The sequence below is a fragment of the Micromonospora sp. NPDC051300 genome, assembly GCF_044455315.1.
GTDB classification, from domain to species: domain Bacteria; phylum Actinomycetota; class Actinomycetes; order Mycobacteriales; family Micromonosporaceae; genus Micromonospora; species Micromonospora robiginosa.
In genome coordinates this window covers 349191-363337 of record NZ_JBITEP010000001.1, presented here as the reverse complement: position 1 = coordinate 363337, position 14147 = coordinate 349191, and the positions used below count along the sequence as shown (strand labels likewise).

At 73.3% G+C, this 14147-nt stretch carries 11 protein-coding genes and 2 pseudogenes; 5 read left to right on the top strand and 8 right to left on the bottom strand.

The features are described from left to right. Nucleotides 1-55: 55 nt before the first annotated feature. From ACIA5A_RS01840 to guaB, 3 genes are all read right to left on the bottom strand, one after another. Nucleotides 56-1456 (bottom strand): M1 family metallopeptidase, encoded by a 1401-nt coding sequence (locus ACIA5A_RS01840; RefSeq protein ID WP_396755394.1) that lies wholly within the window; start codon nt 1454-1456, stop codon nt 56-58. A 71-nt stretch (nt 1457-1527) separates the two neighbouring features. Continuing rightward, nucleotides 1528-2646 carry a GuaB3 family IMP dehydrogenase-related protein gene (locus ACIA5A_RS01835; RefSeq protein ID WP_396755392.1) on the bottom strand — a complete coding sequence of 373 codons (1119 nt, stop codon included), beginning with the start codon at nt 2644-2646 and terminating at the stop codon, nt 1528-1530. A 36-nt stretch (nt 2647-2682) separates the two neighbouring features. Further along, the gene (gene guaB, locus ACIA5A_RS01830) at nt 2683-4245 is read right to left on the bottom strand and encodes an IMP dehydrogenase (protein WP_396755390.1); all 1563 of its coding nucleotides are present in this window, start codon (nt 4243-4245) and stop codon (nt 2683-2685) included. Nucleotides 4246-4442: 197 nt separating this feature from the next. Here guaB and ACIA5A_RS01825 point away from each other — a divergent pair, with 197 nt between their 5' ends. Further along, entirely contained in the window at nt 4443-4847 is a 405-nt protein-coding gene (locus ACIA5A_RS01825) for a DUF5319 domain-containing protein (protein ID WP_181570264.1), read from the top strand. A 12-nt stretch (nt 4848-4859) separates the two neighbouring features. Here ACIA5A_RS01825 and ACIA5A_RS01820 read toward each other — a convergent pair whose 3' ends face one another. Beyond that, nucleotides 4860-5666, bottom strand: coding sequence for a LuxR C-terminal-related transcriptional regulator (locus ACIA5A_RS01820; RefSeq protein ID WP_396755388.1), 807 nt, complete (start codon nt 5664-5666; stop codon nt 4860-4862). A 252-nt stretch (nt 5667-5918) separates the two neighbouring features. On the opposite strand from ACIA5A_RS01820, the gene ACIA5A_RS01815 reads away from it, so the two are divergent. Then, the gene (locus ACIA5A_RS01815) at nt 5919-6302 is read left to right on the top strand and encodes a WhiB family transcriptional regulator (RefSeq protein WP_396755386.1); all 384 of its coding nucleotides are present in this window, start codon (nt 5919-5921) and stop codon (nt 6300-6302) included. A gap of 584 nt (nt 6303-6886) precedes the next feature. Here the strand turns inward: ACIA5A_RS01815 and ACIA5A_RS01810 are convergent. From ACIA5A_RS01810 to groES, 4 genes and pseudogenes are all read right to left on the bottom strand, one after another. Continuing rightward, nucleotides 6887-7954, bottom strand: a pseudogene (locus ACIA5A_RS01810) (molybdopterin-dependent oxidoreductase); the annotation flags it as partial. A gap of 191 nt (nt 7955-8145) precedes the next feature. Beyond that, a pseudogene (locus ACIA5A_RS01805) lies at nt 8146-8584 on the bottom strand (molybdopterin-binding oxidoreductase); the annotation flags it as partial. Between the two features lie 123 nt (nt 8585-8707). After that, the gene (gene groL / locus ACIA5A_RS01800; RefSeq protein WP_396755384.1) at nt 8708-10354 is read right to left on the bottom strand and encodes a chaperonin GroEL; all 1647 of its coding nucleotides are present in this window, start codon (nt 10352-10354) and stop codon (nt 8708-8710) included. A 70-nt stretch (nt 10355-10424) separates the two neighbouring features. Then, a complete protein-coding gene (gene groES / locus ACIA5A_RS01795) occupies nt 10425-10739 on the bottom strand; it encodes a co-chaperone GroES (protein WP_088998427.1) in 315 nt (104 codons plus the stop codon). A 253-nt stretch (nt 10740-10992) separates the two neighbouring features. Between groES and ACIA5A_RS01790 the strand changes: the two genes are divergently transcribed. The 3 genes from ACIA5A_RS01790 to ACIA5A_RS01780 all read left to right on the top strand — a co-directional run bounded on the left by ACIA5A_RS01790 (nt 10993) and on the right by ACIA5A_RS01780 (nt 14058). Then, the gene (locus ACIA5A_RS01790; protein WP_396755382.1) at nt 10993-12225 is read left to right on the top strand and encodes a methyltransferase domain-containing protein; all 1233 of its coding nucleotides are present in this window, start codon (nt 10993-10995) and stop codon (nt 12223-12225) included. Nucleotides 12226-12285: 60 nt separating this feature from the next. After that, nucleotides 12286-12765: a Cys-tRNA(Pro) deacylase gene (gene ybaK, locus ACIA5A_RS01785; protein WP_396755380.1), complete on the top strand. Its 480-nt coding sequence runs from the start codon at nt 12286-12288 to the stop codon at nt 12763-12765. A 189-nt stretch (nt 12766-12954) separates the two neighbouring features. Beyond that, entirely contained in the window at nt 12955-14058 is a 1104-nt protein-coding gene (locus tag ACIA5A_RS01780) for a sugar ABC transporter substrate-binding protein (protein ID WP_396755378.1), read from the top strand. The last annotated feature ends 89 nt before the right edge of the window (nt 14059-14147 follow it).

Below are 14147 nucleotides of genomic sequence, written 5' to 3'. Positions count from 1 at the left end.
CCGCCGGCCGCCCGGCCCGGTGTCGCGGCGACCGCCGAGTCCGGGCACACCGGCGTCACGGCAGACCCGGCGGCGTCGCGCCGATCAGCCAGGCGTCGAGCAGCGCGCGCAGCGGCCGGCCGGCGGCCCGCTCCGCGTAGCCGACGAAGTCCGCGGTCGTGGCGTTGCCGTCGCGGCGCTCGGCCAGCCACCCGCGCAGGACGCGGAAGAACGCCTCGTCGCCGAGCGCCCGGCGCAGCGCGTGCACCGCGAGGGCGCCCCGCTGGTAGACCGCGTCGCCGAACATCCCGGCCCGGCCCGGGTCCACCGACGGCTTCGACCAGTCGGTGGCGGCGTAGCGGTCGGCGACGGTCCGCGCCACGCTCGGCCCGCCGTCGTGTTCGGCCCAGAGCCATTCGGCGTACGTGGCGAAGCCCTCGTTGAGCCAGATGTCGCTCCACCGGGCCACCGACACGCTGTCGCCGAACCACTGGTGGGCCAGCTCGTGCGCGACCACCTCGGTGTTCGGCCGGCCGGACCGGAAGAAGCCCGGCCCGTACACCGGGCGGGTCTGGGTCTCCAGCGCGTACCGGATCCGGTCGTCGGCGACCATCACGCCGCCGTACGCGTCGAACGGGTACGGCCCGAAGCGCGCGGCCAGGAAGTCGGCGACCTCGCCGGTGCGGGCCACCGACGCGGCGGCCGGACCGTCCGCGGGCAGCGCCGCGGCGACGGCGGTGACGAGTGGCTTGCCGGCGTGCGTGCCGCTGGTGACCCGGTAGTCGCCGATCACCAGCGTGGTCAGGTAGCTGGCCATCGGCGAGCGTTCCGACCAGCGCCAGGTGGTCCGGCCGCCGGCGCTGGTCCTCCCCTGGGGCACGCCGTTGGAGATGGCGGCGAGCCCGTCCGGCACGGTGACCGCCACGTCGTAGGTGGCCTTGTCCGACGGGTGGTCGTTGACCGGGTACCAGGTGCTCGCCGACTCCGGCTGGCCGAGCGCGACAGCCCCGTCCGGCGTGTGGTGGAACCCGCCGTCGCCCAGCTCGGCGACGGGCAGCGGGCGGGGCACCCCGCCGTACGCGACCTCGACGGTGAACCGTTTCCCGGCCGGCAGCCCGCGCGCCGGGGTGACGACCAGTTCCGCGCCGTCGTGCCGGTGCGTCGCCGGCTCGCCGTCGACCCGGACCCGGTCCACGGTGAGACCGGCCAGGTCGAGCTGGAACCGCGACAGCGCCCGGGTGGCGGTGACGGTCAGCGTGGCGGTGCCGGTGAGCCGGTCGTCCGCCGGCTCGTAGCGGACGTCCAGCGTGTAGTGCCCGACGTCGTAGCCGCCGTTGCCGGCCCCCGGCACGTACGGGTCACCGGCGTCCGCCGCACCAGGATGGAACCCGTCGCGGTCGTCGTGCCACGCGGTGCACCCGCCCGCCGTCAGCGCGACGGCCAGCGCCGCCCCGCACCACCGCCGCCGCCAGCTCACCCGGCGAGCCTAGACGCGCGTCGGCGCGGGCGGGGCCGGAACCCGCGCCCGCGCCGACGGTGCGCGTCCGCTCAGCGGTCCAGGACCAGGCCGACCTTCTGGAACTCCTTGAGGTCGCGGTAGCCGCACTTGGCCATCGCCCGGCGCAGGCCGCCGAAGAGGTTGAGCTGGCCGTCCGGCTCGTCGGCCGGGCCGAACAGCAGCCGCTCCATCGAGCCGATCGGCTCGCCGGCCACCTCGAACGCGCCCCGGGGCAGCGACGGGTGGCTGGCCGCGGAGTGCCACCAGGCGCCGCCGGCCGGGGCCTCCTCGCAGAGCGAGAGCGGCTCGCCGAGCATCACCGCGTCCGCGCCGCAGCCGAGCGCCTTGGCGATGTCGCCGGAGGTCTGCATGTCGCCGTCGGCGATCAGGTGCACGTACCGGCCGCCGGTCTCGTCGAGGTAGTCGCGGCGGGCCGCGGCGGCGTCGGCGATGGCGGTGGCCATCGGCACCCGGATGCCGAGCACCGACTCGGTGGTCGACCAGTCGTCGCCGCCGATGCCCACGATCACGCCTGCGGCGCCGGTGCGCATCAGGTGCAGCGCCGTCTTGTAGTCGGTGCAGCCGCCGACGATGACCGGCAGGTCGAGGTCGGCGATGAACTCCTTGAGGTTCAGCGGCTCGTCGGTGGTTGAGACGTGCTCCGCGGAGACGAGCGTGCCCTGGATGACCAGGATGTCCACGCCGGCGTCGAGGATCACCGGGGCCAGCGCCAGGGTGTGCTGCGGCGAGACCCGGACGGCCACCGTGCCGCCGCCGGCCCGCAGCTCGCGGACCCGCTCGGCGATCAGGTCGGGCCGGATCGGCTCGGCGTAGACCTCCTGGAGGCGCTTGGTCGCCCGGGCGCCCTCGCCCAGGCCGGCCAGCTCCTCCAGGATCTTGGTGGGGTTCTCGTAGCGGGTCCAGAGACCCTCGACGTTGAGCACGCCGAGGCCGCCCAACTCGCCGAGGCGCACCGCGGAGGCGGGGCTCATGGTCGCGTCCGAGGGGTGCGCGACGCAGGGGACGCCGAACGGGTAGGCGTCGAGCTGCCACGCGGTGGAGACGTCGTCGACGTCCCGGGTGCGGCGGCTCGGCACGATGGCGATGTCGTCCAGGTGGTAACCGCGCTGCGCGGTCTTGCCCAGCCCGATCTCGACCACGTCACGCATGGGGACTCCAGGTGTGTTCGGGGGTGGAGGGAGAGGTCAGCGGGAGTGGTAGTTGGGCGCCTCGACGGTCATCTGGATGTCGTGCGGGTGGCTCTCCTTGAGCCCGGCCGCGGTGATCCGGATGAGCTGGCCACGCCGGTGCAGCTCGGGGATGCTCTCGGCGCCGACGTAGCCCATGGCGGCACGCAGGCCGCCGGTGAGCTGGTGGGCGACCTGGGCGAGCGGGCCCCGGTAGGGCACCTGCCCCTCGACGCCCTCGGGGACCAGCTTGTCCTCGGCCATCACGTCCTGCTGGAAGTAGCGGTCCTTGGAGTACGACTTGCCCTGGCCGCGCGACTGCATCGCGCCGAGCGAGCCCATCCCCCGGTACGCCTTGTACTGCTTGCCGTTGATGAAGATCAGCTCGCCGGGGCTCTCCTCGCAGCCGGCCAGCAGGCTGCCCAGCATCACCGTGTCGGCGCCGGCCACCAGCGCCTTGGCGATGTCGCCGGAGTATTGGATGCCGCCGTCACCGATCACCGGCACGCCTGCCGGCCGGGCGGCCCGGGCCGCCTCCATGATCGCGGTGACCTGCGGCACGCCCACCCCGGCCACGATCCGGGTGGTGCAGATGGCGCCCGGGCCGACGCCCACCTTGACGCCGTCGGCGCCGGCCTCGACGAGCGCCTTCGCGCCCGCGTACGTGGCGATGTTGCCGCCGACGATGTCGACGGCCACGTCCCGCTTGAGCCGGGCGACCATCTCCAGCACGGCCCGCTGGTGGCCGTGCGCGGTGTCCACGATGACCACGTCGACGCCGGCGTCGACAAGGGTGCGCGCCCGCTTGTAGCCGTCCTCGCCCACGCCGACCGCGGCGGCGACCCGGAGCCGGCCCGCGTCGTCCTTGGTGGCGTTCGGGTACTGCTCGCTCTTGGTGAAGTCCTTGACCGTGATCAGGCCGCGCAGCTTGCCGGACTCGTCGACGATCGGCAGCTTCTCGACCTTGTGCCGGCGCAGCAGGTCGAGCGCGTCGTCCTTGCTCACGCCGACGGAGGCGGTGATCAGCGGGGTCCGGGTCATGATGTCGCGGACCGGCGTGGCGGGGTCGGAGACGAAGCGCATGTCGCGGTTGGTGACGATGCCGACGAGCTGCCCCTGCCCGTCGACCACGGGCACGCCGGAGATGCGGTAGCGGCCGCAGAGCGCGTCGACGTCACGCAGCGTGTCGTCCGGGCTGGCGGTCACCGGGTTGGTGATCATGCCGGACTCGGAGCGCTTCACCAGGTCGACCTGGAGCGCCTGGTCCTCCACGGAGAGGTTGCGGTGCAGCACGCCGATGCCGCCCTGGCGGGCCATGGCGATCGCCATCCGACCCTCGGTGACGGTGTCCATCGCGCTGGAGAGCAGCGGCACGGTCAGCTCGATGTTGCGGGTGAGCCGGGTGCGGGTGTTGACCCGGCTGGGCACGACGTCCGACTCGCCCGGCTGCAGGAGCACGTCGTCGAAGGTCAGCCCGAGCGGCACCACCCGGGCGGAACCGGCAGGCAGCTCGGGCAGATGGCCGCCCAGCTCGCCGCCGTCGGGGCCGGTCGGGGTCTCGGTGCTGGGCGAATTCTCCACGATTGCTCCCCTGAGCTGGTCGAACGGGCTGCAGCGAGGCGGCGCGCGCGGGCACCGGCGCGCACCGGTGTGACGGCGCGTCGCCTCATCGTACCCACTGGCCCGGCCGCCCCCGGGCAGCGGCGGGCCGGGGGTAGGCCGGGCCACAGCACGGCCGGGGGCGGGCTTTCCGGCGGCGCGGGGTCTACGGTGAGGGGGTGCACGACGAGCCCATCGACCCGTTCAACGGCGACCCGGCCGATCCGGCTGCCGGCCTGCACGATTCCGGCGAGGAGGAGACGCTCGACCCGCTGACCGAGGTCGAGCGGCAGGACGTCCTGGAGGATCTCGCCGATCTGGAGATCTACCAGGCCCTGCTCCAGCCGATCGGGGTGCGTGGCCTGGTGATCGAGTGCGAGGACTGCCGCGAGCCGCACTACTTCGACTGGGACCTGCTCCGGGGCAACTTGCGCCACCTGCTCAACTCGGGGCGTCCCCGGGTGCACGAGCCGGCCTACGACCCCGACCCCGACCACTACGTGAGCTGGGACTACGCCCGCGGCTACGCGGACGGCGTGCACGACACGCTCACCGAGGGCACGGACGACGCCGCCCAGGAGTGACCCGGCCGCCGGTCAGGCGACCAGGCCGGCCCGGAAACCGGCCGCCACCGCGTGCGCCCGGTCGCGCGCCCCGAGCTTGCGGAACAGCCGCCGGGCGTGCGTCTTGACGGTGTCCTCGGAGACGAACAGCTCCCGCCCGATCTCCGCGTTACTCTTGCCCTCCGCCATGCCGAGCAGCACCTGAAGCTCACGTTCGGTGAGCCCGATCGCGCTGCGCGGGGTGCGCGCCGGGCGCTGGCCGGGGCCCGACGCGGGCGCCTCCGCCCCCTCCGGGTCGTTGGCGTCCTCGCCCCGCTGCACCGGCACCACCGTGGGCAGGCCCGCGGCGTCCACCGGCGCCGCCGGCCAGTTCGGCCCGCCCGGGGTACGCCCCGGCACCGTCGTGCGGGTCGGCCCGCCGACCGCCGCCGCGTCCCGGGCGGTGTCGGCCACCCGGTGCCGGTTGGCCCGCCCGGGGGCGGAGAGCAGCAGCAGCGCCTTCGCCACCGCGCTGGTCAGGTCGTGGTCGGCGTTCTGGATCAGACCGCGCGCCCCGGCGCTGATGGTGGCCGCCGCCGACTCCGACTCCTCGGCGCCGAGCAGCAGCACCGCGGCCTGCGGCGCGCGGGCGAGCACCCGGCGCACGAAGCCGGCGCTGTCCGGTCGGGTGAGGGCGGTGTCGGCCAGCACCACGTCGACCGGGCGCTCGGCGAGCCGCAGCATCACCTCGGGATCGGAGACGGCCGTCCGGACGACGCCGGACAGCCCGAGCCGCGCCGCCGCGGAGGTCAGATGCTGGGCCGCCAATGGTGTCCGTACGCATACAAGAACGCTACGCACTGTGGTCTCCTCTCCGCCTCAGAGCAGACCACGTGCGAGTGGGGTCGGGAGGGGGTTCCGAGCAATCATCCGAACTTTTCCGACAGATGGGGCATATGCCACCTACTGTCCGAGCTTTTCGATCACAGATGTGTGAGCCGGGGACGGCTCGGGTACCGAAGCGTTCATCCGGAACCGGCATCCCGCGCGGACCGCCGCCCGGTAGCTGGCCACGAACATTCTCCGCGGTGCCGCGCGGGAGGAGGGGTGCTGATGTCGAACGTACGTAGGCTGCCTGGACCCATCGTCGACCTGTGGGACTGGCAGCGGCTCGGCGCGTGCCGGGGCCGCGACAGCGCCCAGTTCTTCCACCCCGACGGGGAGCGTGGCTCGTCCCGACTGCGCCGCGAGACCGGCGCGAAGACGGTCTGCGGTGCCTGCCCGGTGCGCGCCGAGTGCGCCGCCCACGCCCTCGCCGTCCGCGAGCCGTACGGCGTCTGGGGCGGGTTCAGCGAGTCCGAGCGGCTGCGGCTGCTCGCCCTCGGCTGGGAGGACGCGGCCGACCGCCGGCAGTCCCGGGTGGACATCGCCCGGCTGGAGGCCCGCCTCGGCCGCGCGCACAAGACCGCCGTCCCCGACCAGCGCAAGGTCGCCTGACCCGCTCACTTCCCGACGCCGTGCCCCGGACCCCGGGGCGCGGCGTCGCGTCGTCACGAGGCGAACCCTGGCAACCGCCCGCGCCGGAACCGGCCGCCGGTAGGTGCCGTTCTGCCCCGCAACGCCGGTCGGGCTTGCCCGCCTGGACAGGGAGGACAGGTCCCCGCGCGACTGCCTGGCAACTTGATGACGGAAACGATTCAAGCGACGAGAGCCACTGGCACCTGGCCGGTGCTGCCGCCCGGCACGGGTCGCGGCTGCCTGCCTTCCGCGCCGGTGCGCACGCGACCGAGGTGGACAGGCGCACGAGACCCATCCGACCAACGGACCGGGCCCCCACCTCGTGAGCTCGCCGCTCCGCATGCTGCTGGACACGAGACCTGGGTATGGACGCTCCGCCCGGGCCGATGTGTACCAGATCTCGGCGATCCGTTCTCGTCATCAAGTTGCCAGGCAGTCGCGTGCGGGCTTGCCGCCCAGGGTTCGACCACCTCCCTGCCGGAAGCCGGACCGTCCTGCCTCGCTCCGCCGGCCGGGCCGGTCAGCGGTAACGGCGGCGGCATGCGGACGACCGCGTCGGTGGGTCAGGCCACGGTCACCGTGACGGTGTGCCAGCCGGTCGCGCCGTCCGGGGCGACCGGGCTGCGCTGCTCCGGCTGCGTCTCGCCGGCGGCGTCGGTGGCGCGCACCTGGAGGCGGTGCTCGCCCGGGGTGGCGTCCCAGCGCCACGACCACTGGACCCAGGTGTCCGACGACACGGCCGGGGCGAGCGTCGCCTCCCGCCACGGACCGCCGTCGACGCGTACCTCGACGCGGCGGACGCCACGGTGCTGCGCCCACGCCACGCCGGCGACCGTCACCGGGCCGGCGGCCGGGCGGCTACGGGCGCGGGGCGTGTCGATCCGCGACTGCGTCTTGATCGGGCCCTCGGCGGACCAGCCGCGCGGCACCCAGTACGCGTCGAAGTCGGCGAAACTGGTCAGCTCCAGCTCGGTCAGCCACTTGCACGCCGAGACGTACCCGTAGAGGCCGGGCACCACCATCCGCACCGGGAAACCGTGCTCCACCGGCAGCGGCTCGCCGTTCATCCCCACCGCGAGCAGCGCGTCCCGCCCGTCGCGCAACGCCGACGTGGGGGCGCCGCAGGTCCAGCCGTCGGCCGCCCGCCCGACCACCTGGTCCGCGCCCTCCTCCGGCCCGGCCTCGTCGAGCAGCTCCTTGAGCGGTACGCCGAGCCAGCGGGCGTTGCCGATCAGGTCGCCGCCGACCTCGTTGGAGACGCACGCGAGCGTCACGTAGCGCTCGACCATCGGCCGGGCCAGCAGGTCGTCGAAGCTCAGCTCTATCGGCTTGCGGACCCGGCCGTGGATGCGCAGCTTCCAGGTGACCGGGTCCACCTGCGGGACCACAAGCGCGGTGTCGATCCGGTAGAACTCCCGGTTCGGGGTGACGTAGGGGGCGAGCCGGGGCAGCGACAGGTCCGCCCCGGTCGGCACCGGCGGGGCGGCATTGGCCGGCGCGGGCAACGTCACCGCCCGCCGGGCCGCCGAGACGCCGCGCCGGCCGGCCAGCCAGTGCCCGCCGAGGCCGGCCACCGCCGCCGCGCCGGTCAGCAGGCCGGCGCCGCGCAGGAACCGGCGGCGCGACTCCTGGTCACCTCCGCTCTCCGACGGCTCCCAACCACCCGGCTTCTCCTCCTCGCGGGCGAGCGCGGCGACCATCGGCGGCGGCGTCGGTCCGGGAGGCGACACCGGCTCCGGGTCGCCCGGGTGCGGCGCGGGCCCCGGTCGCGTCGCCGTCGCAGCAGTGACACCCGAGGACGTCGCGGAGCCGGCCGGGGCGCGGTCCGCGCGCAGCGGACCGGCCACGAAGGCCCAGAGGGTCAGTCCGCCGAGGCCGGCGCCGACAAGCGAGGGCAGCGCGTCGAACGCGTCCGCGCCGGGCCGGGTCAGCGCCGCGGCGACGCCGAGCACGGCGAACGCGGCGATGCCGGCCAGGCCGACCGCCAGCCGCCGGGCCGCGGCCAGGCCGAGCAGCGCCGCGAAGCCGGCCAGCAGCACCGCCGTGCCGGTCAGCAGCGCGATCTTGTCGTAGGTGCCGAAGACGTCGATGGCGAACTGCTTGAGCGGCTCGGGCACCAGGTCGACCACGAGGCCGCCGACGGCGATCAGCGGGGCGGACCGGGGACCGGTCAGGACGGCCACCGGCTCGGCGACACCGAGCGCCACCGCGGCGGCGACGACACCGGACAGTGCCGCGTGGCGGCGGGAGATCGGGCTCACCCGGCCCAGTGTGGTCGACCGGTCGGCCCGGCCGCCAATCTCGTCAGCATTCCGTAAGGCGGATACGCGTCAGGGCACACCGCCGGGTGGCGGTGTGCCCTGATGTCGGGCCGCGCTCCTGGGTCAGAAACCCGGGCCGTGCTGGTGGCCGTGGCCGTGCGAGTGGCCGTGCCCGCCGGCGGCGGCCGGCTCCGGCTCGGCCGGCTTCTCCACCACGAGGCTCTCGGTGGTGAGCAGCAGGCCGGCGATCGAGGCGGCGTTGGAGACCGCGTTGCGGGTCACCTTCACCGGGTCGAGGATGCCGGCCTTGGCCAGGTCGACGTACTCGCCGGTGGCCGCGTCCAGGCCGGTGCCCCAGTCCTGGGCGACGACCTTCTGCACCACCACGTAGCCGTCGTGGCCGGCGTTCTGGGCGATCCAGCGCAGCGGCTCGACGAGCGCCTTGCGCACGATCGAGACGCCTACCTTCTCCTCGCCGGTGAAGCCCAGGTCGTCGTCGAGCACCGGCAGGATCTGGGCCAGGGCGGCGCCGCCGCCCGGGACCGTACCCTCCTCGACCGCGGCCTTGGTCGCGGCGATGGCGTCCTCGATGCGGTGCTTGCGCTCCTTCATCTCGACCTCGGTGGCCGCGCCGACCTTGATCACCGCGATGCCGCCGGAGAGCTTCGCCAGCCGCTCGGAGAGCTTCTCGCGGTCCCACTCGGAGTCCGAGGCCTCGATCTCCTTGCGGATCTGGGCGACCCGGTCGCTGACCTCGGCGGACTGGCCGCCGCCGTCGACGACGGTGGTGTTCTCCTTGTCGACCACGACGCGACGGGCGGTGCCGAGCACCTCCAGGCCGACCTGGTCGAGCTTGTAGCCCAGCTCCGGGGCGACCAGCTCGGCGCCGGTCAGCACCGCCATGTCCTGCAGCATCGCCTTGCGGCGGTCGCCGAAGCCGGGGGCCTTCACCGCGCAGACCTTGACGGTCTTGCGGATGGCGTTGACCACGAGCGTGGACAGGGCCTGACCCTCGACGTCCTCGGCGATGATGAGCAGCGGCTTGTTGTTCTGGAGGACCTTCTCCAGCAGCGGCAGCAGCTCCTCGATCGCCGAGATCTTCTGCGTGGTGATGAGGATGTACGGGTCCTCCAGGACCGCCTCCTGCCCCTCCACGTCGGTGACGAAGTTCGGCGAGATGAAGCCCTTGTCGAACTGGAGGCCCTCGGTCACCTCCAGCTCGGTGGTGAGCGCGGAGCCCTCCTCGACGGTGATGACACCGTCGCGGCCGACCCGCTCCATCGCCTCGGCGATCAGCTCGCCGATCGTGGCGTCCTGCGCGGAGACGGTCGCCACGTGCGCGATCGACTCCTTGCTGGCGACCTCGACGGCCTTGCCGAGCAGCGCCTCGGAGACCTTGGCGGCGGCCGCGTCGATGCCCCGCTTCAGGCCGGTCGGGTTGGTGCCCGCGGTCACGTTGCGCAGGCCCTCGCGGACCATGGCCTGGGCCAGCACGGTCGCGGTGGTGGTCCCGTCGCCGGCGACGTCGTTGGTCTTCGTCGCCACCTCCTTGACCAGCTGCGCGCCGAGGTTCTCGTACGGGTTGGTGAGCTCGATCTCCTTGGCGATGGTCACGCCGTCGTTGGTGATCGTGGGCACACCGAACTTCTTGTCCAGGACGACGTTGCGCCCGCGCGGCCCGAGGGTGACCTTGACCGCGTCCGCCAGGGCGTTGACACCGTGCTCGAGCAGGTGCCGGGCGTCATCCGAGAAGCTCAGGATCTTTGCCATCGGTATCCCTTCGAAGCGACGTTGCCCCGGCCCGGCGAGCCGGACCGGGGCAACGACACTGATCGGTTGCTTACTTCTCGATGACCGCGAGGACGTCGCGGGCGGAGAGCACCAGGTACTCCTCGCCGGCGTACTTGACCTCGGTGCCGCCGTACTTCGAGTAGAGAACGGTGTCGCCGACCTTCACGTCGACCGGCACGCGGTTGCCCTTGTCGTCGATCCGGCCCGGGCCGACAGCGAGGACGGTGCCCTCCTGCGGCTTCTCCTTGGCGGTGTCGGGGATCACGATGCCCGAGGCGGTGGTGGTCTCGGCCTCGTTCGCCTGGACCACGATGCGGTCCTCGAGCGGCTTGATCGCAACCTTGGTCGCGGTAGTCACGGGCATACCCTCCTGGGGTACTTGGTGTCGTTACCGGTCGGCGTGCCGACCAGCGTCAATCTGCCACATGCCACCGGGCGGGGCCGTCGTCGCGGGTGCCGGTCCGCCTGGCGTTCAACCCTCGGGCACCAGGGCCCGGAGGTTGGCACCCTCAGGGTGAGAGTGCTAATCGCAGGTTATTCCTCGGCTAGCACTCCGTCAAGGAGAGTGCCAGCGCCCCGCCCACCGTGTCGCCTCCCGAGGTCGGGAGAATGGACCGGTGGACCTCGACCAGCTCACCGCGCTGCGTACCCCCGAGGGGTCGGCGGCGCTCGCCGCGGCGGCGGAGGTGGCCGGCGGCGACCCGCTGGCGGCGGCGGCCGCGCTGCGCTCGGCCGGGATCCCGGGCGGGCTCGCCGCGGCGGCGCTGACCCAGGCGGAGCTGCGCCGCCGGGCGACCGGCAAGTTCGGCCCGGCGGCGGCCGGCATGTTCCTCACCCGGGCCGGGCTGGAACAGGCCACCCGCCGGGTGGTCGCCGACCGGCGGGCCGAGCGGCTGCGCGCCGCGGGCGTGACGACAGTGGCCGACCTGGGGTGCGGGCTGGGCGCCGACGCGCTCGCCGCGGCCCGGGCCGGCCTCCGGGTGCACGCCGTGGAGGCCGACCCGGTGACCGCCGCGATGGCCGCCGCGAACGCCGAGGCGGCCGGGCTGGCCGACCTGGTCACGGTCGAGTGCGGCGACGCCACCGCGTTCGACGTGTCCCGGGTGGACGGCGCGTTCTGCGACCCGGCGCGGCGGCGGGCCGGCACCGGCCGGCGGATCTTCGACCCGAACGCCTACTCCCCGCCGTGGGACTTCGTCACCGGGCTGGCCGCGCGGGTGCCGCGAACGGTGGTCAAGGTGGCGCCGGGCCTGGACCACGCGCTGATCCCGGCCGGCGCCGAGGCGGAGTGGGTGAGCGTCGACGGCGACCTGGTGGAGGCCGCGCTCTGGTGCGGCCCGCTCGCCGGCGTCCCCCGCCGCGCCACCGTGCTCCGGTGCAAGGAGGGGCCCCCTGTTAACGCCTCCGGTAGAGAAGGGGCCCCCTCTCACCACCTGACGGGCAGCGGGGCGGAGGAGGCGGCGGTGGGCGCGGTGCGGCGGTTCCTGTTCGACCCGGACCCGGCGGTGGTGCGCGCGCACCTGGTCGCGGAGCTGGCCGCCGATCTCGACGCCACGCTCGCCGACCCGTCGATCGCCTACCTCTACGCGGACGCGGCACACCTGACCCCGTTCGCCCGCTGCCTGGAGATCACCGACGTGCTGCCGTTCTCGCTGAAGCGGCTGCGCGCCCTGCTGCGGGAGCGCCGGGTCGGCCGGGTGGAGATCCTCAAGCGGGGGTCGGCGCTGGAGCCGGAGAAACTGCGCCGCGACCTGCGGCTGGCCGGCGACGAGCCGGCCAGTCTGGTGCTGACCCGGGTGGCCGGCGCGCCCACCGTGCTGATCTGCCGCCCGGTGCCGGCCGCCGGCTGACCCGTGGCGCCCGCCGGTTCCGAGTCGCCGCGACCCGGCGGCCGGGTTAGCTTGACGGTCATGGCGGGACAGGGCACTCCGGCGACCGCGCTGCTGACCAGGCGGAAGATCGCGTTCACCACGCATCCGTACGACGTGTCGCCGGACGCGCCGAACTACGGCGCGCTCGTCGCCGACGCACTCGGGGTGCCGCCGGGGCAGGTGTTCAAGTCGCTTGTCACCGAGGTGGACGGCGGGCTGACCGTGGCGGTGGTGCCGGTGACCGGGGAGCTGGACCTGAAGGCGCTGGCCGCGGCCGTCGGCGGCAAGCGGGCCGCGCTTGCCGACCGGGTCACGGCCGAGCGGGCCACCGGGTACGTGCGGGGCGGGATCAGCCCGCTGGGGCAGCGGAGGCGGCTGCCGACGGTGGTCGACGCCTCCGCGTCGGCGTTTCCGGCGGTGTACGTCTCGGCCGGGCGCCGGGGTCTCCAGTTGCGGCTCGCGCCGGCCGATCTGGTGGCGCTGACCGGTGCCGTGACCGCCCCGATCGCGGCCGGCTGAACCGGACACCTGGGAGCGTTTCCGCAGCCGGTGTCCGTGAGGTGACAACCGCGTTGCTGAATTGTTACCGCCGCCAACAAACTTCTGACCTCGGCACTCTTGCGGAGCCCGGGAAGCGCGGAATACGTTGCCGGACACAACAAAACAACCGAACGCAACTCCCCCCACCCCCCGAAAGGACCCGTGCACATGCGCAAGGGCTTCCTCACCTTCGCGGCCGTCGGTCTCCTCGCGACCGGCAGCATGGCCGCCTGCGGTGACAACGGCGGTTCTTCCGACCAGGCCGGCGGTTCGAACGACAAGAAGCCGAAGATCGGCGTGATCCTGCCGGACAGCAAGTCCTCCGCCCGCTGGGAGGGCGCGGACCGCAAGTTCCTCAAGGAGGCGTTCGACAAGGCCGGGGTCGAGTCGGACATCCAGAACGCGCAGAACGACAAGACCGCGTTCCAGACCATCGCCGACCAGATGATCACCAACGGCGTCAACGTCCTGATGATCGTCAACCTGGACTCCGGCACCGGCAAGGCCGTGCTCGACAAGGCCAAGTCGCAGGGCGTCGCCACCATCGACTACGACCGGCTGACCCTGGGCGGCTCCGCCCAGTACTACGTCAGCTTCGACAACGAGGCCGTCGGCAAGCTCCAGGGCGAGGGCCTGAGCAAGTGCCTGACCGACAAGGGCGCCAAGAACCCGTCGATCGCGTACCTCAACGGCTCGCCGACCGACAACAACGCCACCCTGTTCAAGAACGGGTACGACTCGGTGCTCAAGCCGAAGTTCGACTCGAAGGAATACACCAAGGTCGCCGACGACTCGGTGCCGGCGTGGGACAACGCCCAGGCCGCCACGATCTTCGAGCAGCAGCTCACCAAGGCCGGCGGCAAGATCGACGGTGTGCTCGCCGCCAACGACGGTCTCGGCAACGCGGCCATCTCGGTGCTGAAGAAGAACAAGCTCAACGGCAAGGTCCCGGTGACCGGTCAGGACGCCACCAAGGAGGGTCTGCAGAACATCCTCGCCGGTGACCAGTGCATGACCGTCTACAAGGCCGTCAAGAAGGAGGCGGACGCCGCCTCCGAGCTGGCCATCGCGCTCGCCAAGGGCGAGAAGAAGGACACCGGCCAGACCGTCAAGGACCCGGAGGGCAACCGGGACGTGCCGGCCGTGCTGCTGGAGCCGAAGGCCATCTACAAGGACAACGTCAAGGACGTCGTGGCCGACGGTTACGTCACCAAGGACGAGCTCTGCACCGGTGCCTTCGCCAAGCTCTGCACCGACGCCGGCGTGAGCTGACCCACCCCGCCTCAGGCGGCGCCGCCCGGTACGGGAAGACTCCCGTGCCGGGCGGCGCCCACGCCGGACGGGATCCGAGACCTCCCTCC